Origin of the sequence: Micromonospora sp. WMMD956 (assembly GCF_029626125.1) — a bacterium.
Lineage (GTDB): Bacteria > Actinomycetota > Actinomycetes > Mycobacteriales > Micromonosporaceae > Micromonospora > Micromonospora carbonacea.
In genome coordinates this window covers 7,425,778-7,443,821 of the sequence record NZ_JARUBI010000005.1, presented here as the reverse complement: position 1 = coordinate 7,443,821, position 18,044 = coordinate 7,425,778, and the positions used below count along the sequence as shown (strand labels likewise).

The 18,044-nt window shown below is 67.5% G+C and carries 17 protein-coding genes; 5 read left to right on the top strand and 12 right to left on the bottom strand.

Annotated features, from left to right (window positions below; translation table 11 throughout):
• Positions 1-97: 97 nt before the first annotated feature.
• The 4 genes from O7628_RS32215 to O7628_RS32200 form a co-directional block, all read right to left on the bottom strand.
• Entirely contained in the window at positions 98-2,491 is a 2,394-nt protein-coding gene (locus O7628_RS32215) for a LamG domain-containing protein (RefSeq protein ID WP_278136104.1), read from the bottom strand.
• Positions 2,492-2,596: 105 nt separating this feature from the next.
• The gene (locus tag O7628_RS32210; RefSeq protein WP_278127552.1) at positions 2,597-3,016 is read right to left on the bottom strand and encodes a hypothetical protein; all 420 of its coding nucleotides are present in this window, start codon (positions 3,014-3,016) and stop codon (positions 2,597-2,599) included.
• A complete protein-coding gene (locus tag O7628_RS32205) occupies positions 3,013-3,846 on the bottom strand; it encodes an IS5 family transposase (protein ID WP_278127551.1) in 834 nt (277 codons plus the stop codon). Before O7628_RS32205 ends, O7628_RS32210 begins: the two co-directional genes overlap by 4 nt.
• A 49-nt stretch (positions 3,847-3,895) precedes the next feature.
• Complete coding sequence (locus O7628_RS32200) at positions 3,896-4,648, bottom strand: hypothetical protein (protein ID WP_278136103.1); 753 nt, start codon at positions 4,646-4,648, stop codon at positions 3,896-3,898.
• A 908-nt stretch (positions 4,649-5,556) separates the two neighbouring features.
• Here O7628_RS32200 and O7628_RS32195 point away from each other — a divergent pair.
• The gene (locus O7628_RS32195; protein WP_278136102.1) at positions 5,557-6,048 is read left to right on the top strand and encodes a hypothetical protein; all 492 of its coding nucleotides are present in this window, start codon (positions 5,557-5,559) and stop codon (positions 6,046-6,048) included.
• Positions 6,049-6,560: 512 nt separating this feature from the next.
• Positions 6,561-7,259 carry a hypothetical protein gene (locus O7628_RS32190; protein ID WP_278136101.1) on the top strand — a complete coding sequence of 233 codons (699 nt, stop codon included), beginning with the start codon at positions 6,561-6,563 and terminating at the stop codon, positions 7,257-7,259.
• Positions 7,260-7,700: 441 nt separating this feature from the next.
• Here the strand turns inward: O7628_RS32190 and O7628_RS32185 are convergent, their stop codons facing one another.
• From O7628_RS32185 to O7628_RS32165, 5 genes are all read right to left on the bottom strand, one after another.
• Positions 7,701-8,834, bottom strand: a complete 1,134-nt coding sequence (locus O7628_RS32185; protein WP_278136100.1) for a site-specific integrase — start codon at positions 8,832-8,834, stop codon at positions 7,701-7,703.
• The gene (locus tag O7628_RS32180) at positions 8,831-9,049 is read right to left on the bottom strand and encodes a helix-turn-helix domain-containing protein (protein WP_278136099.1); all 219 of its coding nucleotides are present in this window, start codon (positions 9,047-9,049) and stop codon (positions 8,831-8,833) included. The genes O7628_RS32185 and O7628_RS32180 overlap by 4 nt, the downstream gene beginning before the upstream one ends.
• A gap of 69 nt (positions 9,050-9,118) precedes the next feature.
• Positions 9,119-10,636, bottom strand: coding sequence for a replication initiator (locus O7628_RS32175; RefSeq protein ID WP_278136098.1), 1,518 nt, complete (start codon positions 10,634-10,636; stop codon positions 9,119-9,121).
• Positions 10,626-10,916 carry a hypothetical protein gene (locus O7628_RS32170; RefSeq protein ID WP_278136097.1) on the bottom strand — a complete coding sequence of 97 codons (291 nt, stop codon included), beginning with the start codon at positions 10,914-10,916 and terminating at the stop codon, positions 10,626-10,628. The genes O7628_RS32175 and O7628_RS32170 overlap by 11 nt, the downstream gene beginning before the upstream one ends.
• Positions 10,916-11,341, bottom strand: coding sequence for a hypothetical protein (locus tag O7628_RS32165; protein WP_278136096.1), 426 nt, complete (start codon positions 11,339-11,341; stop codon positions 10,916-10,918). The genes O7628_RS32170 and O7628_RS32165 overlap by 1 nt, the downstream gene beginning before the upstream one ends.
• A gap of 397 nt (positions 11,342-11,738) precedes the next feature.
• Here O7628_RS32165 and O7628_RS32160 point away from each other — a divergent pair, with 397 nt between their 5' ends.
• Both O7628_RS32160 and O7628_RS32155 read left to right on the top strand, forming a co-directional pair.
• Positions 11,739-12,512 (top strand): GntR family transcriptional regulator, encoded by a 774-nt coding sequence (locus O7628_RS32160; RefSeq protein WP_278136095.1) that lies wholly within the window; start codon positions 11,739-11,741, stop codon positions 12,510-12,512.
• On the top strand, positions 12,509-13,108 hold the full coding sequence (locus O7628_RS32155) for a GNAT family protein (RefSeq protein ID WP_278136094.1): 600 nt from the start codon (positions 12,509-12,511) through the stop codon (positions 13,106-13,108). Before O7628_RS32160 ends, O7628_RS32155 begins: the two co-directional genes overlap by 4 nt.
• Positions 13,109-13,181: 73 nt before the next feature.
• On the opposite strand, the gene O7628_RS32150 is transcribed toward O7628_RS32155, so the two are convergent.
• Entirely contained in the window at positions 13,182-14,936 is a 1,755-nt protein-coding gene (locus O7628_RS32150; protein ID WP_278128442.1) for an IS481 family transposase, read from the bottom strand.
• Positions 14,937-15,739: 803 nt separating this feature from the next.
• On the opposite strand from O7628_RS32150, the gene O7628_RS32145 reads away from it, so the two are divergent.
• Complete coding sequence (locus tag O7628_RS32145) at positions 15,740-16,240, top strand: hypothetical protein (RefSeq protein WP_278136093.1); 501 nt, start codon at positions 15,740-15,742, stop codon at positions 16,238-16,240.
• A 310-nt stretch (positions 16,241-16,550) separates the two neighbouring features.
• Here O7628_RS32145 and O7628_RS32140 read toward each other — a convergent pair whose 3' ends face one another.
• Together O7628_RS32140 and O7628_RS32135 are read right to left on the bottom strand one after the other, a co-directional pair.
• Positions 16,551-17,762: a site-specific integrase gene (locus tag O7628_RS32140; protein WP_278136092.1), complete on the bottom strand. Its 1,212-nt coding sequence runs from the start codon at positions 17,760-17,762 to the stop codon at positions 16,551-16,553.
• A 3-nt stretch (positions 17,763-17,765) separates the two neighbouring features.
• On the bottom strand, positions 17,766-17,990 hold the full coding sequence (locus O7628_RS32135) for a helix-turn-helix domain-containing protein (RefSeq protein WP_278136453.1): 225 nt from the start codon (positions 17,988-17,990) through the stop codon (positions 17,766-17,768).
• Between the last annotated feature and the right edge of the window lie 54 nt (positions 17,991-18,044).

The window sequence follows — 18,044 nt, the reverse complement described above, 5'->3', positions numbered from 1 at the left end:
CCGGGCAGGACGTGTGCGACCCTGCCGCCCGGCCGTATCGCTGCCTTCTGCACCGCTACGGCCGGGCGGCAGGTGTCCACGTGTCAGGCCAGGTGGCTCAGCCCTCGTTCATGTCGGTGAGGATGTCGCCGTCGGACAGCAGCCCCTGCCAGGCACGGACCCGGTCGACGGTGCCGCCGTTGACGAAGTAGGAGCTCTTCGCCTTGCCGACGTGGAACACCGACGAGCTGTTCCAGGTGACGGTGTTGCCTCGGCTGCCTTGTAGGACGCCGTTGACGTACAACCTGAGCTCTCTGGCGGTAGCGTCGTACCGGGCTACGACGTGCGTCCACGTGTCCAGCTGTGCCGGGTTGACGGAGACGACGTACTGCCAGGTCGCGGTGCCGGTGTCCACTGACGGGATCGTGATGCACCACTTGTCGGTGGGCTCGTCGTACATCAGGTAGAAGGCGGCGCGTGTGGCGCCGTCCTGCGCCAGGACCGCCTGGTGGTCGGCCGTGGTGACCTTGACCCACGCGGCGACGGTGAACGACTGGTCGGTGCGAAGGACGGATGCTGCGGTGTCCGCGGAGCCAGGGCTGCCGTTGACCAGCAGGCCGGTCGAGCCGTTGTATCCGCCTTCCAGGGCCCAGTCAGTGGCGGGGGCGTCGGCCAGGGTCAATGGGCGCTGGTATCCCGATGCGTCGCCCTCCTGTCGGGGTGCCTCAGTGTCGACGTCCTCCATGTCCCAGGCTCCGACCTTGACAGCCGCGACCAGCGGCGCGAGGTCGAGCTCCGGGTCGATGACGCGGTCCCACACTGACACCTCGCTGATCGCGCCGTTCCAGTGCGCCACATCGGTGCTGTTCCAGCGTTCACGGCCGAGGGTGATCGTGCCGCCGGCGTTGAAGGTCCGGGGAACCGTGCCGCTGCTGACCTTCGTGCCGTTGACGTAGAGCAGCAGCTTGCCGCCGGCTGCGTCATACACGCCGGCCACGTGGGTCCACACGCCCGTGACCGCCACCGGCCCGAAGATGTTCGTGAAGGCGGTGCCCCCGAGGTTCTCCTCCATGACCCCGAACGTCCAGCGGTTGTCGCCCCACTTGCGGAGCATGAACGAGTCGGTGGCGCTAGCGGGAGACCCCGCGATCTCCATCAGCCCATCGGCGTCGGGCCGCACCCAGGCGGCGACCGAGTAGCTTCGGGACGTGTCCAGGCCCACGTTGGCGCTCGCGTAGTCGTTCACACCGTCGAACTTGACTGCCCAGTCCTTGCCGCGGGACTTGTGCGTGCCGGTGATCCGCGAGTCGGTCCAGGTGGGCCCGTTGATCAGGGTTGCGGAAGCCCCGCTGACCTCCGCGGGTGGGGCCAGCGAGGTCCCTGTTCCCTCGTCCATCGCCCAATGCGCCTTTGGCAGGGAAGCGATGTTGACGAGGAAGTTGTAGTCCAGTGCGCCACTGGGGTTCCCGGCCTGGTCGCGACTCACGACGGTCAGCACGTTGTTGCCAATGAGCTCCGGGGTGATCCACACAGTTGCCGAGCCGCCGACTGTGGGTGCCGTGACGATGGACTCGGCGCCACCGTTGAGGCGGTACACGTAGTCGTAGACGCCCGTGGCCCCGTTCGGCGAGAAGGTGAACCGCCCCGAGTATCCGATCCCGCCCTGGGCGTCCACGTTCGTGCCCAAGGGCGGGGACGCCGGGTACAGGCCGTCGGCGGTTGTTACGGCCGGGACAGCCTCGGGCGATGACGTGTCGATGTCGAGCTCACACCACGGTGACGCGCCCGAGCTGCCGCCGAGGGTGTCCTTGGTCTGCACCTGCCACCGGTAGCGGTCCCCGTTCGCGGTGCTCACGGTGAACTGCACCTCGGCCTTGGCCCCGGGCGCGACGCCGGAATCGGTCTTTGGCCAGCCCGTCGCCGCCGCCCACGTGCTGGTCGTCGCATTCCACTTCTGCACGGTGAAGACGCCCGAGAGGCTGCCGCCGTTACTGCCGTCGGGGTCCGTCAGCGTCGCCTTCAGCCAGGGCGCGGAGGAGTTGATCACGGGACGGGAGGCGCCCGTGACGCAGGCTTTCGCGGGGGCGGTGTACCCGGTGTGGGTGGTCATCTGCCCGGCGGTCGCTGTGGTGGGGCTGGTGTTGTACTCCACCGTCAGCTTCGTCATCGCCGGGTCGAACTTCTTCCACCAGTTGCTGGTGGTCTCGGAGGTGCCGTCGGACTGGCGGGTGGACAACGCCAGGGTGTAGTTGTCCTGGCCGATCGCCGCGACGACATCGTTCTTCAGGTTGGTGCTGGTGAACTCCATGGGCATGTCCGGCTGCGGGTCATTGGGACAGCTCGGGGCGGCGGGCGGCTTGTGGGCGTGTCCCGACCGCTGTTCCAGCCACAACGCCAGGTTCGGCCCGTCCCACGTCTGCTTGCCCGAGGTGGCGAGATCAGCCGACCGCCACAGGTTGACCGGGGTGTTGGCGCAATCCCACGAATGAGTCATCTCGGTCAGGAACTTCACCGACCGGATCGCCTTGCCGGACAGGCTCGTCAGGTTGAGAGGGTGGTTCGGGAGGCTTTGTCCGATGCGGGTTTGACGGTTCGTTAGCGGCCCTGGTGGTGGGGGTTACGCGGACGCCGTCGGCGGGGCCAGGGTGAACAGTCCGGCCTCGGGTTCGGTGAGGATCTGGCGGGCGACGAGGCGTTTGAGCTTCGCGCGGAGATTCTCGGTGTCCTTCGCGGTGGTGCCGGCGGCGAGGGCCTGGCAGATGTCCTTGGCGCGCATCGGTGCGTTGGCGCCGTGGAACACGGCGAGGATCTGTTGGTAGGCGGGGCTGGCGACGGTCGGGTCAGCAGGTGCCGCCGGATCGAGTGGGCCGCCCAGGCTCAGGAGCGTCTTGCGGGTGATGGCGAGTTCGGCGACCTCGGTCTCGGCCGCGGTGAGCTGCTCGTCGAGGGAAGCGATCTGGGCGCGGAGCCGCTCGACGGCCAGGCCGGCGGCGTTCTCGCGTTCGGTGAGCAGGGCCAGCAGCGTCGGCTGCGTCACCGTTGGTCGCGCCAGGACGTGGTGGCGGTGCCGGTCAACCGGCGGATGAGGTTCGCCGTCGAGGCCCACCAGGTGCGTGACACCGCGGAGGCGGGTCGGCTCTCGTACTCGCGGACCAGACGGCGGTGCAGCATCAACGTGCCGTTGGTCTGCTCCACCACCCACCGGCGCTTCACCGGCACGAACCCGGCCGTCGTGTCGGACCGCAGGACCTGCTCGACATCGATACCTCGGACCGCGCCGTGGATCTGCACGTCGTCTTTGAACCCGGCATCGACCCACGCCTTGGTCACCGTCGGCGTGTGCGCGAGGACGTTGTCCAGCAGCCTCACACCGATCGCATTGTCGGTGACCGACGCCGCGGTGACCACCACCGCGATGATCAACCCCAGCGCGTCCACCGCCAGGCCCCGCTTACGGCCCGGCACCTTCTTCGCCGCGTCCTTGCCGGTCGTCGCCGCCGGGACGTGGTTGGCCGCCCGAATCGACTGAGTGTCCAGCACCACCGCGGTCGGATCCTCCCGACGGCCGGCCTTCTCCCGCGCCTGACACCGCAGCAGATCATGAATCACCTGGTCAGTGCCGTCGTCACGCCACTGGGCGAAGTAGTAATACGTCGCGGACTTCGGCGGCAGATCGTGCGGCAGGTACGCCCACTGACAACCCGTCCGGTTCTGGTAGAAGATCGAATTCACGATCTCCCGCAGCTCGTAGCGACCCTGATGCCCCGACACCGACGGATGCCGGTCCTTCCACGCCTGCAGGAACGGACCCACCACCGCCCACTGCTCATCGGTCAGGTCACTCGGATACGCCGCACGCTCACCCATGATCAGCCCAACGCCGGCCGGACCTACCGGTTACGACCACGGCTCACATTCACATGCCAGCCCAAACCCATATTGGACGAAAGCTACCGAACCACCCTCTGAACCGGAAGAAGGACCGGAAGGTCCCCGCGCCGGTCGGCTCCTTGCCCACCCGGGCGACGCCGTCGTCCCGCGTCAGGTTCTCCGAGCCCGTGTAACCCCACTTCGCCTTGTTGACGGTCGTCCAAGGATCGATGACGACCGGGTACACGGTGTCTGGCCCCCGAAGCAGGTCCAGGTCCGGCCGGATCACCAGATCCGTACCCTCTATGCCGGTCGGCAACTCGGCCTGTTCAGCTAGATCCGGGGCAGCGCGAACGACGTCACGCTGCTGTTGCGCCGCAGCGGCCTTCGCCGCCTGCGTCGTCGCCCCACCGTTCGTGGACGAGTCCCACATCAGGGCGTTACCGCTCGACAGGACTACTACGCCAGCTCCGTTGACCACCTCGAACCCACCGCCGCTGCGGTCACGCGCGGTCAACCCGGGCGTGTTCAACGGCATGCGAAGCTCCTGGAGCGCAGAATTGGCCGCTGCCTCAGCGGACTTCACCACCACGGCCCAGGTGAACCCGTCCGCCAGTGCCCGTACCCGAAGGTCGACCTCTGGCCACACCGACTCGTACACGGCCGTGTCGCCCTCCAACCGAGGAGCGGGCAACTGGCCAGGCCAGCCGAGGCTCACCTCGCTGCTGTCGCCGATCGGCAGCCGCACGGCCGGAGTGGCACCACCAGTCGAGAAGGTAACTCCGGCCAGCGTCGCCACGGGGGCGACCCCACGGTCAACCGTCATCCGCAGGGTCGTGTCGATCTGCCGCCACGCACCGTCGGTCCCGCGGGTCCAGCGAGGAGTCGCGTAGGACTCCAACAGCAGCGATCCTTCCGGAGTCGCCAAGACCCGCGACAACTCCGACCTCAAGTCCGTGACCTCCACAGGCGAGCCCGAACGCTCCGCCGCCGCCAACGCCAACGCCTCGGCTGACGTGGCCGCCGAAGTGGTCTCCGCTGCCACCGCCGGTGCCGGCGTCGCCGAGACCTGAACACTCACCGCCGCACTGCCAGCGACAACAGCGGCTGTCAGCCCCCATGCCGTTCTGCGGACACGCGTCATCGACCAACGACGTCGCACGTCGCCTCCCCAAGATTGAATTCGACTGAAGCTAAGGCTCGACACCCTTCGCGTCAACACCCTTACTGCGTGTAACGGTGCGTAATGTGAGTGGTGCTCATATGCGGCATGTGGTCTTGATTCTGCTGTCGGTGAGTGATCGCCTGGCCTGGCAGCTCCCGGCCGAGGAAGAAGCCCGGTGCCGCGAAGGGCGAGGAGGGCGAGAGCGACTCGGGGCTGAACAACCAAGATCGACGGGCCAGGGCTGCCTCGGTTGGCCATGGCGTCACGCGGCCAAGTCCTGTTCGCTGGCGTGGTCTTCCAGCGGATCGTTCCGGTGCCGCACCAACGCGCGGCGGAAGGCTTGCGATACTCTGCGCCGACAACTGCTTCGGAAAGCGGCGCACATGATGGTAAGACCGTCGATCGACGGCGCACGTCACACTGCGAGACTCGGCATCCTCGTCGCGGTGGCCCTGCTGGGCACAGTCGGGTGTTCGCGCTCTGCGGACACCGTCGAGTCGCGGACCTCCACCCAGCCTTCGCCCAGCTTCAGTCCTGCGGCGATGCGACTCGACAAGCCGGAGAAGCTGCTCGGACGCTGGAACGAATCAGTCGATCGACGACTGATCGGGCTGGCCGAGAAGAACATGGGCTTCTTCAAGACCTTCGTCCAGGGAGAGCCGACCAGTGCAGTAGGCACCGCCTACGTGGTGGCGAAGGAGCGCCGATCTCCCGAACGCGGGATCTATCGCGATGACGACCGGTTCATCCTTCTCAGTGGGGTGTCCGGAACCGTCACCGCTCCGGATGCCGTGTTGGACGCGGTGTTCGCCGGACTGACGGCTGTCGACGAGGTAAAGCCTGTCCCGTCCGGTCCGCTCGGAGGGAAGGCCCGGTGCGGCGTCGGACGGAGCAAGGACGTCCGCATCGATGTCTGTGTCTGGGCATCCGCACAGACCCTCGGCATGATCCATTTCGCTGGTCTCACCCAAGCCGACGACCCAGGAGAGAAGTTCAGGCAGATCCGCTCACAGACTGAGCACGCAGCAGGGTAGAACGGTCGGCGGCCTTTCGGACGCCGAGCAGTCACTGATACCCGGCGCCGATGGGTGCAGGGGTGCGGGCCGACTTCGCCCTCGCCATCCTCAGTCGGCGTGGTCGTGCCGTGCTCACACTCCAACGAGGCGCTGTATACACCGGCACCAGGCCCGGGGCGGTGCTCTACGACGTCGTGGAGGGTTACTACGAACCCGTTTCATCTCCGGTCACCGAACCCGATTCGATTCGGTAATCCGTGTCGGATCCCCTGCCGGGCCCGCCGCCGCAGCCGTGCAGGGCAGGGCAGCGGAGACTGGAGCATGGCCGACCACCGGCCTGCGCCACCCCTACCCACGCCACGGGGGCTCGCTGCTCTACGGCTCCCCACTGACGAGTGCGTCGCCGACTACGGAAGCGTCCTGATTGTGGTCGCCAGCGGTGACAGTCCCTGCTGCCATATGCACGTGATGGTGGGCCCGCGGCGGCAGGCTGGACGGCAAACGTCCGTGACCACGAGAGTGAGGGGGCGATGTCCGGGCACCTGGCGCGCAATCTGAGCCGAACGCTCTGCCGGGAGTTCGTCGATCCGGTTATGGCAGAGTACCGCCTGGTAAGCGGGGCGGGCCACGTCTACCGCCGGGTCGAAGACGACGGGGATGCTCTCGTCGTGGAGTTCCAGCGTTCCTCATCGTCAACGAGGAACGCCTATCTCTTCTACGTCAACGTGGCTGTCGTGCCGTATCCGTGGTTGCTTCACATGCGAAGCGATTCGAGGGCGACCGACGCCGAACTGCCGGAAGTGACGGAGGGCTTGGTTCGAACCCGGTTGGCCAAGCCGAACTCGCTCTGGACCTTGCCGCGTGAGGAGATGCTCCGCATCCTGACCAGTGGCAGGGTCCCCGCGGGGATCGACTCCGGCGACCACTCCCTGTGGTCGCTCGATTCCCCTCAGGCGGTAATCGAGAAGGGGGCCACGTTGCGCACCTTGTTGGCGGAGAAGATCGCGGAGTTCGCTCCGCTGCTGGACCGCGGTGTTCTCAAGGATCGGCTCCGGTCAGGCGCCACGCTGCCAGGTTACTGTCCCCGCGACGCAGCGCTCGCTGTCCTTCTCGCCGACGAAGGACCCAGCGCAGAGTTGGACGGTGTGCTGAGCCGCTTGGACGATCCCGACTTCTCGTCCTTCGTCGACTGGGTTCGACGGTACGCAGCCAGAGCCGAGTCTCAATGACGGAGGCAGGGGCGCGGCTCTCCGGCCGCGCCCCTGCGCCATGGCAACCGCGATCCAGTTGCCGGGGAGGACGGTTCGCAGAGTTAAGAAGCCCGCCCGGGGTTGACCCCAGACAGATTCTCCTCCTGGTGGGGACGGGAGGTGTCGGTCCCGGCGGTGGGGGAGTAGGCGCGGTGGGACCTGGCGGCAATCTGTCGGTCCCCCCGTTTACCCCCCGAAAACCCCGGCCAGGCGTTGACGAACAGTGACAAGAAGAGGCGAGTGCATGGCCGCATCTGTGCAGCTCAGCGCCTATTCTTGCCAAGCAGTGACAAGCTTGCGATAGCTACGTTCCGTAACAAGGGGTCGTCGGTTCGAATCCGGCCGTCCCGACACTGATCAGAGGGCATATCCAATCGATGGATATGCCCTCTTCTCGCGTTCGGGTGACTAACTGGGTGACTACGTCCCAGCGTCGAAGATGCGGTCCATGGCCACTGCACCGCCGAGGAGCACCGGCCGCAGTTGGTGCCGGTAGACGCTCTCAGTGACGGTTGTGCCGGAGTGCCCGCAGAGGTCCGCAATCTGTTCGAGGCTCACGCCGCTGTCGGAGAGCAGAGACACGAAGCTGTGCCGCAGCTCGCGGGGTGTCCAGTCGCGCGGGTCGAGGCCCGCTCTGGCGACGACGGGGCGGAACGCCCGAAGCACGTTGTGCCGGTCGAGTGCGGTGCCGGCGGCGGAGACGAAGACGAGTCGGTCAGCGGGAGGCTGGCCTTGGTGCTCGTGGTGGGTGGTGAGCGCGGTGACGCACCGGGCCGGCAGGGCCAGGGTGCGACGCGACTTCTTGGTCTTGGTGTCGCCGTCGGCGCGTACCGAGCGCCAGACCTGGATGGAGGGCGGCAACGGCGGGTCGTTGGCCGGCTTGCCCTTGAGGTCGACATGTGCCCAGGTGAGCGCCCGCAGTTCCTCGGTACGGGCACCGGTCAGCAGGGACACCACGATGTAGGCGTGCAACGAGCTGCCCTCGGCAGCGCGCAGAAGCGCCTTGGCCTGATCGAGGGTCAGCGACTTGGAGGGACGGCCGCCCCGCCCGGTGGGAACGGCGCAGAGCGCGACTACGTTGCGCTTCACCTTGTCTCGCGCCATGGCCCGATTGACCGCGCGGTTCAGCAGGGAGTGAAGGAGTCGCAGGGTGCGGGTGCTCAGGTGTTGGGCCTTGCCCATGAGCCAGCGGTCGACGTCGGTCGCGCTGAGTTCGCGCAGCTTCCTCGCGCCGAGGTCGCTGATGATGTGGGAGTTCACGAGGGTGGCGTAGTTCGCCCTGGTGCTCTCCGACTGCTTGCTGAGCCCGTACGTCAGCCAGTCAGTGAGAGCGTCGGCCACTGTTTGCCCATCCCGGACGAGGGCAAGGCCGTCTTCGTAGTCGCGGATCTTCTCGCGGAGCTTGGTGCGGGCTTCGGTCTTGGTCTTGCCGCTGCCTTTGCGCACGATGCGCTTGCCGGCGGGGGTGTAGCCGACGGTGAGGGTGGCGATCCAGCGTTGCCGCGACTCGTCCCAGTGCAGGCCGCCTTCTCCTCGGGCACGGCGTTGGGTCATCGGGTACCTCCCTTCCCGGCTTCCTGTTCGAGCAGGGTGACGTATGCGGTGATGGCGGCGGCGGGGACGAGGCGGGTGCGGCCCTGGGTGACGGTGCGGAGCCGGCCGGCGCGGATCTGTTCGTAGATCACCGAGCGGGACAGACTGAGCAGGGTCATGGCTTCGGGGATGCGGTAGAGCGCCTTGACGGGCAGGTCGATGGCAGGTGCGGTCAAGCGGGTGTCCTTTCCTCGGATTGGCGGTCTGCTGTCAAGGCCGGCTTGACAGTGAATCGATGGGCATCGTCAGGCGGCAGTGGCGATCTCCTCTCGTGCGATCTGTTGCCGCTCTCGGGCGAGGGCGGCGGCGGTGTTGGCTAGGAGGGCGTCTCCGGTGGTGCGCCAGCCGGAGCCGGCGTAGGAGAGCAGGCCGACGATGAGCGTGGTCTCTTCCGCCTGCTCGGGGTGTTCGTGGCCGGTTTCGGTGCGTCGCCAGATGACTCGGGCGTTGCGTAGGAGTCGGAAGGTGACGGAGTAGCGGCGGCTCTTGGTGAGGAAGTGGCCGCCGAAGCCGAGCATGTGCGCCCACCTGCGGAGGCGTTGCCAGTCGCGGTGTTGGCCGAGGGTCCAGCAGGCGTCGATGAGGCGTTCGGGGTGGGTGCCCTGTTCGTCGGCGTACAGGTCGATGGTGTCGCCGTCGAGGCGGCGGGAGACGTGCCCGGTCGCCTCCGTGGACTTGGTGGCGTATTTGGCGAGGTAGCCGGCGACTTTGCCGTCGGTGATGTCGCCGTCGGCGTTGACGGGGCGGGTGTCGACCTGTTCGCCCCAGCCGATGCGCCAGCCGGCGGGCTGGACCGGATGCGGGGCGGTGGTGAAGCCGACCGTGTTCACGGCGTGGGTGACGGCGGCGGCCAGGTCGTCGACGCCGAAGCCGGCCGGCGGCGGGATGACGGCGGCGGGGTCGAACGGGTCGATGCCGTCGAGGCGCACGATGGCGTGGTAGTGGACGACGCCCCGGCGTTGCATCTCGGCGACCTTGCCGAACGACAGCTTGATCGGCGGGACGCGGCGGACCCGTCCGGTGTCGGTGACCTGCTCCACCCAGGCGATGCCGAGGGTGCGGGCGCGGGCGCGGAGGTGACGGTTCAGGGCGATGGTGGTGCGGCGCCACAGTTCGGGGGCGGTGGTGTTCCACACGACCTGCGCGTGGTGGTCGTAGCAGTCCAGGCACAGCGGCACGCCCAACGTCGGGTCGTCCTCGGTGTGGGTGCGGTGGCAGGCGGTGGGTTGGTCGTGGGGGCAGTGCGCGGCTTGGCGGCGGGGTCGGCAGGGGATCGGGTTGCCGTGCTGGTCGGTGCGGCGGGTGTGGACGGGGCCGAAGGAGGGTGCGGTGAGGGTGACGAACACCGCTGGATGCGCCGCCACGGTTGGGGGGATGCCTTTGCCGCCGACGAGGCCGGCGCGCACGAGCTGGTAGGCGTCGCGTTGGTAGGTGTGGGCGCAGGACGGGCAGACGGCGTGGCGGCGGTTGCCGCACGGCTTGTAGATCTCCCCGTCGGGCAGGTCGGCCGTCGCTACCGAGGCGAGGAGTTGGCCGGTGGCCTTGTCGACGGTGGCGACCTCGCCGGCGAGGCGGACTGGGTGGGCGCAGCCCGCGGCCGGGCGGACGTGGTCGAGCCACCCGAAGTAGTCCGGGCCGGTGGCGCGTAGGAGGGCGGCGTGGTCGCGGCCGACGAACCCGGTCGGATCGCCGTCGTGGGGCCGGAGCCCCGGACCAGACGGGTGAGCCTGGTCCGGGACGCCGGTGGTGCGGTCAGCGGCCACGAGTGTGGACCGCCTTGGTGGGCAGGTGCCGGGTGGGACCGGTGCCGAACGGGTTCGGCTGGTCGAAGATCCGCCCGAGCAGGGAGGCCACGTAGGCGGGCAGGTCGGCCCGGTGGTTCTCCCACAGGTAGATGTCGCGAACGAGGTGGTAGGTCTTCGGCAGCTCGACGCCGTCACGGGCGGCGAGGATCTTCATACGGCCGATGAGTTGAACGGGTTCCCAGCCCCGGGCAAGCCGGGGTTGACGCCACACGTAGGCGGCACGGGTCGGGGCGGTCATCAGGCCACCGCCTGCACGGTGGCGGTGTCATGAGCCAGGGCGGAGTTCCACCGTTGGCAGACCGTCTGCACGGTCAGGAAGGGTGGCTTGGTGGCGACACCGCGCAGGAAGACTCCGGCGGTGCTTTCGGTCCACCTCCACCGGTTGGCGTCGGGGAAGAGTTCACCCTGCATCTGGTAGTTGCGGGTGAGCATGGCGTGACCGGCGAGATTGGCGACCTGGCGGATGAGGTCGAACCCGTAGCGGTCGATGACAGCAACGATCGTCGCCGCCATCCGGGGGATGTTTCCGGTCGGAGACATCATCTCGTCAACGGTCTGCTGGTAGTTGGCCGCGTAGAAGATGACCCGCAGTTCCCACTGAGTGAGGGCTTCGAAGTCGACCGGCGTGGTGGTCCGATGCGGACGGATCGGCGTGATGGTCATCGCGATCACCAGACCGCAAGTGCAGGACTGGCAGGGGCGGGGGTGTTCGTGGTGAGCACGGACAGGGCATCCAGCAGAGCAGCCCGAACGAGGACTGCGGGCAGGTTCAGCGCCTTCCCAGGGGCCAGCGCGTCAGCAAGCGTCGCCACAGCGGAACGCAGGCGAGCTTGAGACGACGCCGAGGAAGTGCCCGAGGCGCGATGAGCAGGATGAACGGTACGCTGGACAGGCATCGTGGTTCCTTTCGCAGAGGCCGATGCACCGGGGCCTCAGTGAGCTGCAACTCACTGGGGCCTCTTTGTTGGGTTGTACCAACAACGACTACTGTCTATCACGCCGATGGTGCTGGCGACAAGGGGTTGTTAGCCTGTAGGTACAACTCCTGTTAGGAAGCGCCATGACCTTGAACCCGGCCGATCCTCGGCCGCTCTACCAGCAACTCGCATCGATGCTCAGGGGTCAGATCCAGAGCGGCGAGCTTGCACCGGGTGACCGGTTTCCCACCGAAGGCGAACTTTCCGACCGCTACGACACCAGCCGGAACACGGTCCGTCTCGCCTTGGACGTCCTCCGCAATGAAGGACTCATCGTGTCCCAGCGAGGACGCGGCAGCTTCGTCCGGACGGAACCCCCACTGCGCTACTACGCCTCACTGACCGGTTCGCGTACGAAGCGGATGGAGGCCGACCGCCGTCGGGACACGTTCAGCCAGCAGATCGAGGCCCAGGGCAAAAAGGCCCGCCAGGTGAGCACGGTCGAGACGATCCCTGCTAACGCGGAGATCGCCGCACACCTCCACCTGTCAACGGACGAGCCCGTCGCGGTACGCCGCCGGGTGATGTACGCCGACGACCAGCCGCTACAACTCGGTGACAGCTACTACCCGCTGTCGATCGTGCAGAGCAGCAAGATCATGGACCCGGCCGACATCATCGAGGGAACCGATCAGGTCTTGGAGGACCTGGGGCACACACCCACCCGGTACGAGGACGAGATCACCTGGCGGATGCCCAGCGCGGAGGAAGCGACCAAGCTGCACCTTGGGCCAGCTACGCCCGTGGGCAGGTTGCTCCGGACGAGCTTCGACCAGAATGACCAGCCCATCGAGGTCTATCAGGTGATCCTGCCCGGCGACCGACACGTCTTGTTGTACGAGGTCGATGCCGAGTGAACCTCAAGCCGGTAACCCTTGAAGGCCGAGCGGTGCGGCTGGAACCGCTCGGCTTCCAGCATGTAGACGCCCTGGCTGCCGCAGCGCGATACGACGAGATCTGGACCTACCTCGATGAGCCGACCCCGGATAGCCGGCACGCCGTCGAAGCGTTGATCCGTGACGCGCTGACCGAGCAGGAACGGGCTGTGCGGCTGCCCTTCGCCATCGTGGAACGCACAACCGGCACGGCCGTCGGAAGCACCAGCTTTATCGACATCAGGCCGCACGACCGCACCGTAGAGATCGGCTGGACCTGGCTGACTCCGAGCCGGTGGGGACGCGGGATCAACACCGAAGCCAAGTACCTGCTGATGCGCCATGCGTTCGAGGATCAGCACGCGGGACGGGTAGCCATCAAGACCGACCTACGCAACGAGCGATCACAACGGGCCATCACCCGACTCGGCGCGGTCCGCGAAGGCGTATGGCGCAATCACCGTCTACTCAGCACCGGCAAGTACCGGGACAGCGTCTTCTATAGCGTGATCGACAGCGAGTGGCCCGAAGTCCGGCGGCGGCTTGAGGCCGGACCGGAGTCGTCAGGACGAGACTGAAGCCGGCTGCCGGCCGTGTCTAGTCCCACCTGATGCTTGACGGATTCGTCCCAGCTCATGCTTGACGGTTGGTCTAGACATTGAGGGTGACCTTGCGGGGTCGGTGGGCTTTGATCCGGGTGACGGGCTGGTCGGTGGTGCGGCGGATGGTGCGGGTGCCGTCGTCGCAGTGGATGGCCAGCTCGGTGTCGGTGACGTCGATGGTGAGGGTCTTGTGGGCGTGGACCCGGCCGAGGGCGATCTTCTGGCCGACGACCATGACCACGCCGCTGTTGGAGGCCCGCCGCTGGACCCGGACCGGTCCGGTGGCTGGTTGTGGTGGTGGGCCGGCGGGGCGGGCGCTGCGTAGTCGGGCCACCTCGGCGGGGGTCAGTGGGTTGGGGCGGGTGCGTAGCAGTTCGCGGGTGTCCAGGTCGAAGAAGGCCAGGGTGTGTTCCTCGACCCGGACCCCGACCCGCCGGCCGGCGAGGATCTCGGCGGCCAGGACCAGGTGTTGTCCCAGCGACACACAGCCGTTGGCGCCGATGGTCCGATCTACTTCCACCGGTCCGCGCACCTGGCCTGCCGGCGCGGGTGGCAGGGGTGGCGGCCCGGCAGGTCGGCCACCGGCACGGTGCAGGGCGGCCAGGTCGTTGACAGACAGATGCGACCGCACGGACTTGATCCGGGTGCCGGCGATCATGAGGTGGATGACGTCGGTGTCGGCCCAGAACGTCACCGTCACCCCGGAGCGGGCGGGGCCGAGCCAGAACTGCTTCCCGCAGATCTGCATGTTCCCCGAGGCGGGAACGACCCGCTCGAACTCCACCGCCCCCGCCACCACCGGCGCCGGAACCGGGACGGGCAGGGGTGGTGCGATGAGGGTCTGGTCGACCGGCTGGGTGAGTCGGGCCGGTAGCTTCACCGTCACCACCTGCTCCCCAGCGGGGGTGAACCGGTCGGCGGGGAAGGCCATGTCCAGAGACTGGTGGGGCCGGTCGGTGTTGTACTCGTCGCGGAACACGTCGATCGCGGCCTGAGCGGTGTCCAGGTCCGGCCAGACCGGCACGTCGTCGAGGAGTTCCCGGCGCAGGGTCTGATGGAACCGTTCCACCTTTCCCGTCGTGGTCGGCGACGCCGGCTGGGTCAGCCGGTGGATGATCCCGTTCTCCCGGCAGATCCGGTCGAACAGCACCTCCCCGCCCTTGCCGAACCGGTCGGTGAACTGCTTGCCGTTGTCGGTCAGGACTTCCTCAGGCACCCCGAACCGTCGCAGCCCCTCGGCGAAGGCCAAACACACCGCCCGGCCGGTCGCCCTACGCACGACCTGGGCGATGACGCAGAACCGGGAATGGTCATCCACCCCCGTGACGACCTTCGCCTCGCTGCCGTCAGCGAGGAACACCCCACCGACGATGTCCATCTGCCACAGCTCCATCGGCCGAGCCCGTTCCCACCGGCGGTAGTCCTTGCGCCCCCGACGGCGAGGCACCGGCTCGATCAACCCGTGGCGGACCAGGACCCGATACACCGTCATCCGCGACGGCACCGGCTCCGGACAGCCATGCCGCCCTAGCTCGAACGCGATCCGCCGGGCGCCCCACCGCGGATGATGCCGACGCAGCTCACACACCAACGCCTCCACCTCCGGCGACGCCTGATGAGCACACCCCTGCGGCCGACGGGACCGGTCCTCCAACCCCGCCAACCCCGACTCGGCATAACGCGCAAGCCACGTGTGAACCGTCTGACGGGACACCCCGACCCGGGCTGCCACCTCCACCACCGGATCCCCGGCCCGCACCGACAACACCGCCCGATACCTCTGCTCGACGATCGACAACTCCACCAGCGCCAATCCCGGCCTCCCACCACGCGATGCCCGCAAACACCACGCGATGAAGAAGCCAACTCATGATCATGTCAAGCATCTGGTGGGACGCGACTGTCAAGCATGTCCCGTGACGGGACAGCCGGCTGCCGGCCGAGGTGGTGAGAACTTTCTGTACGTCTTCAAGGCGGCCCTGAACGGGCCGCACGCGCCGCCGCCTGGGCGCGTGTCCGTCGCTCCGCTGGCGCTCCGACTCCGGCCACGCAACATGCCCGGCGGCTGGCGCGGAGGGCGGGAAGCCCGGTAGGCCGCCGGATGACGACAGGCCGTTGCCTGGTGGGGTGGCGGGGCCGGCAGCCGGCCGGGCCGCGCGGCGAGCACCGCGCGGCGTAGGAGAGCGCACGCCGGGTCCGTCGGCAGCTGCCGGGCCGGTGGCGGGGTCGCGGTTACTGCGCCTCCGGCGGGGGCGCTCCGGCTCCAGGATGGCCGGGGCTCCGCCGGCGGCTTGCGGTCCGTGGGTGGTGGCGGTGGGGAGCCATCCCGCCCACCGTCGACCCGGGCGAGCCGAGCAGACCACCGCCCGACCCGCCAGCGTCCGTACGGGCGTCAAGGCCGTCTTGACGTGGCGGGCCGGGCGGCGGCCCGCTCCCCAGGAGGGCGGGTCGACGGCAGACGGGATGGCAAGTTGGCGATCGATTCAGCCGTGTTTGACGCACAGCCACACAAATTCCGGAATGCTCTTCAGGGCGCACAGCGCATCGGTAGTCTACTTGCGGTCTGGATGGCTGGTACGCACTGTTAATCTCAGAAGGAGGGTGGCGATGGAATCGACGTCAGGGGCGGGTCAGGAGGCCCTTACTTCCCGAAAGTGGAGAAGGGTCCTTATCGCATCTGTGATCATATTTGATCTGGCTGTAGCCGTCATTGCCCCACCAATAGACAACCATTTTTCGCCAAAGTATTACACTGCCTTGATGTCGGGGTCTGCTGCTGTTGCAGTGGTCACTCTCGTTGGATTCGTGTTCATTCTCCGATCAACGCGAGGCGTGACGTCCACTGAGGCGGTGCGTGATTCGATTGCCATTGCCTTCGTCGTGGTATTTCTTGTAATTCTCGGCTGGTCTTCATTCTACGCGCAGGCGGAGGTGCCAGGCCTCGCCAAAACGTTGGTACCGGACTTCATCGGCTTAATGGGTGTGGTTCTCGCCTTCTATTTTGGGACAACTGTGCTTGCCAAGTTCGTTGAAGCAAAGTATGAGTCCAGCGCTCCGGCGGAGCAGTCTCACCCGGAGGACCGGATATCTGACGTGCCGGACAAGTGAGCCGCGGTTTACTAGTTGTGTTGTTGGCTGGTCGGCTGGGTGACTATGTGAGTGACGACCGGAGCGCACGCCGGCAGACGAACATGGACTCTGGAGGACTACTGGACCAGCTCATTTGACCTTCAGCACCAAGTCAGGGCCGGGTGTCGGTTGCCTGGGGGTCAAGGGGTCGTCGGTTCGAATCCGGCCGTCCCGACACACGAAAAGCCCTGACCAGCGGAAACACTGGTCAGGGCTTTTGCTTTCGTCTATGGAGTTTTGAACCGCCCCCCGAAAACCCCCCGATTACCCGGGGCGGCAACCAGGTTTGTCATCCATGGTCATCGTCGTGCCCCCTGGGCGTGGGGCGTCGGTTCCGGTCGGCGCCGAGGCGTTCGAGGACGTCGGAGACGTCCGGTGCTTGGACGGGCTTGGCGATGTAGTAGGTGGCGGTGACCTCCTCGCTGGAGTGCCCGAGCTGGGCTGCGGCGTTCTTGGTGTTGGTTTCTTCCTTGATGAGGGTGGCCACGGTCTTGCGGAAGGTGTGCGGGGTGACCCAGGCGAGGTCGGTGTCGGCGCGGGCCTGGCGCCACTGGCGGCGGACGTTGTTGGGTGACAGCCAGGTGCCGCGTCGGGACGCGAAGATCGCGTCGTGGGGGTTGTCGGCGGCGTCGAGCTTGCGGGCCAGGAGCATGCCGACGGCGAACCGGGGCAGGACGACCATGCGGTAGCCGGCGTCGCTCTTGGTCCAGGGCTGCCGGAAGAAGCCCTGGCCCTTGACGAAGACCAGCGTGCCGCAGATCGTCAGGGTGGGGCGTGCGGTGGCGAGGTCCAGGTCCGCCCAACGCAGGGCGAGGATCTCACCGATGCGGGCTCCGGTGGCGAGCATGAGGTCGACGACGTCGGCCAGGTCGCCGGTGTGCCGAGGCCCGGGCTTGCCGGGGACCGGCCGCTGCCAGTCGCGGATGGCAGTGCGGACGGCCTGGAGGTGTTCGTCGGAGAGGATGACGACTGCGCGGCGCGGTTTGCGCAGTCGACCCGTGTCGCGTACGGGGTTGGTGGGGAGCGCGCCGTGGCGCACGGCAAGGGCGAACATCTGGCTCAGGACGACCTTCGCGCCCCTGGCGGCCGAGGGGCGGTCCTTGGCGATGTCGCGCAGGAACCGATCCAGTCGCCCGACGCTGGCCTCGCGGATTCGCAGGTTGCCGAGGGCGGGCAGGATCGCCGCGCGCACGCTGGTCTCGTATCGGTGGATGGTCTGTGGTGCGATCCGTTCCTCGGTGGTGATCTCTTCGATCCATAGTTCGGCGAGTCTGCTGACGTGGGTCTCGCGGGTGATCTCGTCGTCGTTGGGGGTGGTGCGGTCACGTAGCTTGATTTTCAGCGCGCGTTCGGCGGCTGGGCCGGTGGTGTCGGTGGCCTCGATGTCGCGGGTCTTGCCGTCGTAGTCGCGGAACCGGGCCCGTGCGCGGAACCGGCGGGGTCCGAGTTTCTCGGTGCGGATCTTGCCCCAGGTGCCGATGGGCAGTTCAGGTCGGGACATGGCCTACCGCTCCGCGTCGGTGTGCTCATCGAGCCAGCGCTCGACCTCGCTGCGCCGGTAACGCAGCGTGTTACCGACGCGGATGGCGCGGGGGCCCTTACCTCGGCTGTGCCAGGCGTAGAGGGTGTTCTTGGGCTTGCCCAGCCAGGCGGCGAGGTCATCGATGGTCAGCAGAGGGTCGGGCCGCCACTCGGGGCGTTCGGGCCGTTCATCGCTGGCCCGGCGGATAGGCGGAACCGGGCTGCTGGCCCGGCGTGGCGTGGCCGGCAGTCGTGCCGGACC

Excerpts from the sequence above, each read along its gene's own strand:
- O7628_RS32205 (WP_278127551.1), bottom strand. The coding sequence starts at position 3,846 with ATGGGTGAGCGTGCGGCGTATCCGAGTGACCTGACCGATGAGCAGTGG.
- O7628_RS32195 (WP_278136102.1), top strand. The coding sequence starts at position 5,557 with ATGCGACTCGACAAGCCGGAGAAGCTGCTCGGACGCTGGAACGAATCA.
- O7628_RS32190 (WP_278136101.1), top strand. The coding sequence starts at position 6,561 with ATGTCCGGGCACCTGGCGCGCAATCTGAGCCGAACGCTCTGCCGGGAG.
- O7628_RS32185 (WP_278136100.1), bottom strand. The coding sequence starts at position 8,834 with ATGACCCAACGCCGTGCCCGAGGAGAAGGCGGCCTGCACTGGGACGAG.
- O7628_RS32170 (WP_278136097.1), bottom strand. The coding sequence starts at position 10,916 with ATGACCGCCCCGACCCGTGCCGCCTACGTGTGGCGTCAACCCCGGCTT.
- O7628_RS32165 (WP_278136096.1), bottom strand. The coding sequence starts at position 11,341 with ATGACCATCACGCCGATCCGTCCGCATCGGACCACCACGCCGGTCGAC.
- O7628_RS32160 (WP_278136095.1), top strand. The coding sequence starts at position 11,739 with ATGACCTTGAACCCGGCCGATCCTCGGCCGCTCTACCAGCAACTCGCA.
- O7628_RS32145 (WP_278136093.1), top strand. The coding sequence starts at position 15,740 with ATGGAATCGACGTCAGGGGCGGGTCAGGAGGCCCTTACTTCCCGAAAG.
- O7628_RS32140 (WP_278136092.1), bottom strand. The coding sequence starts at position 17,762 with ATGTCCCGACCTGAACTGCCCATCGGCACCTGGGGCAAGATCCGCACC.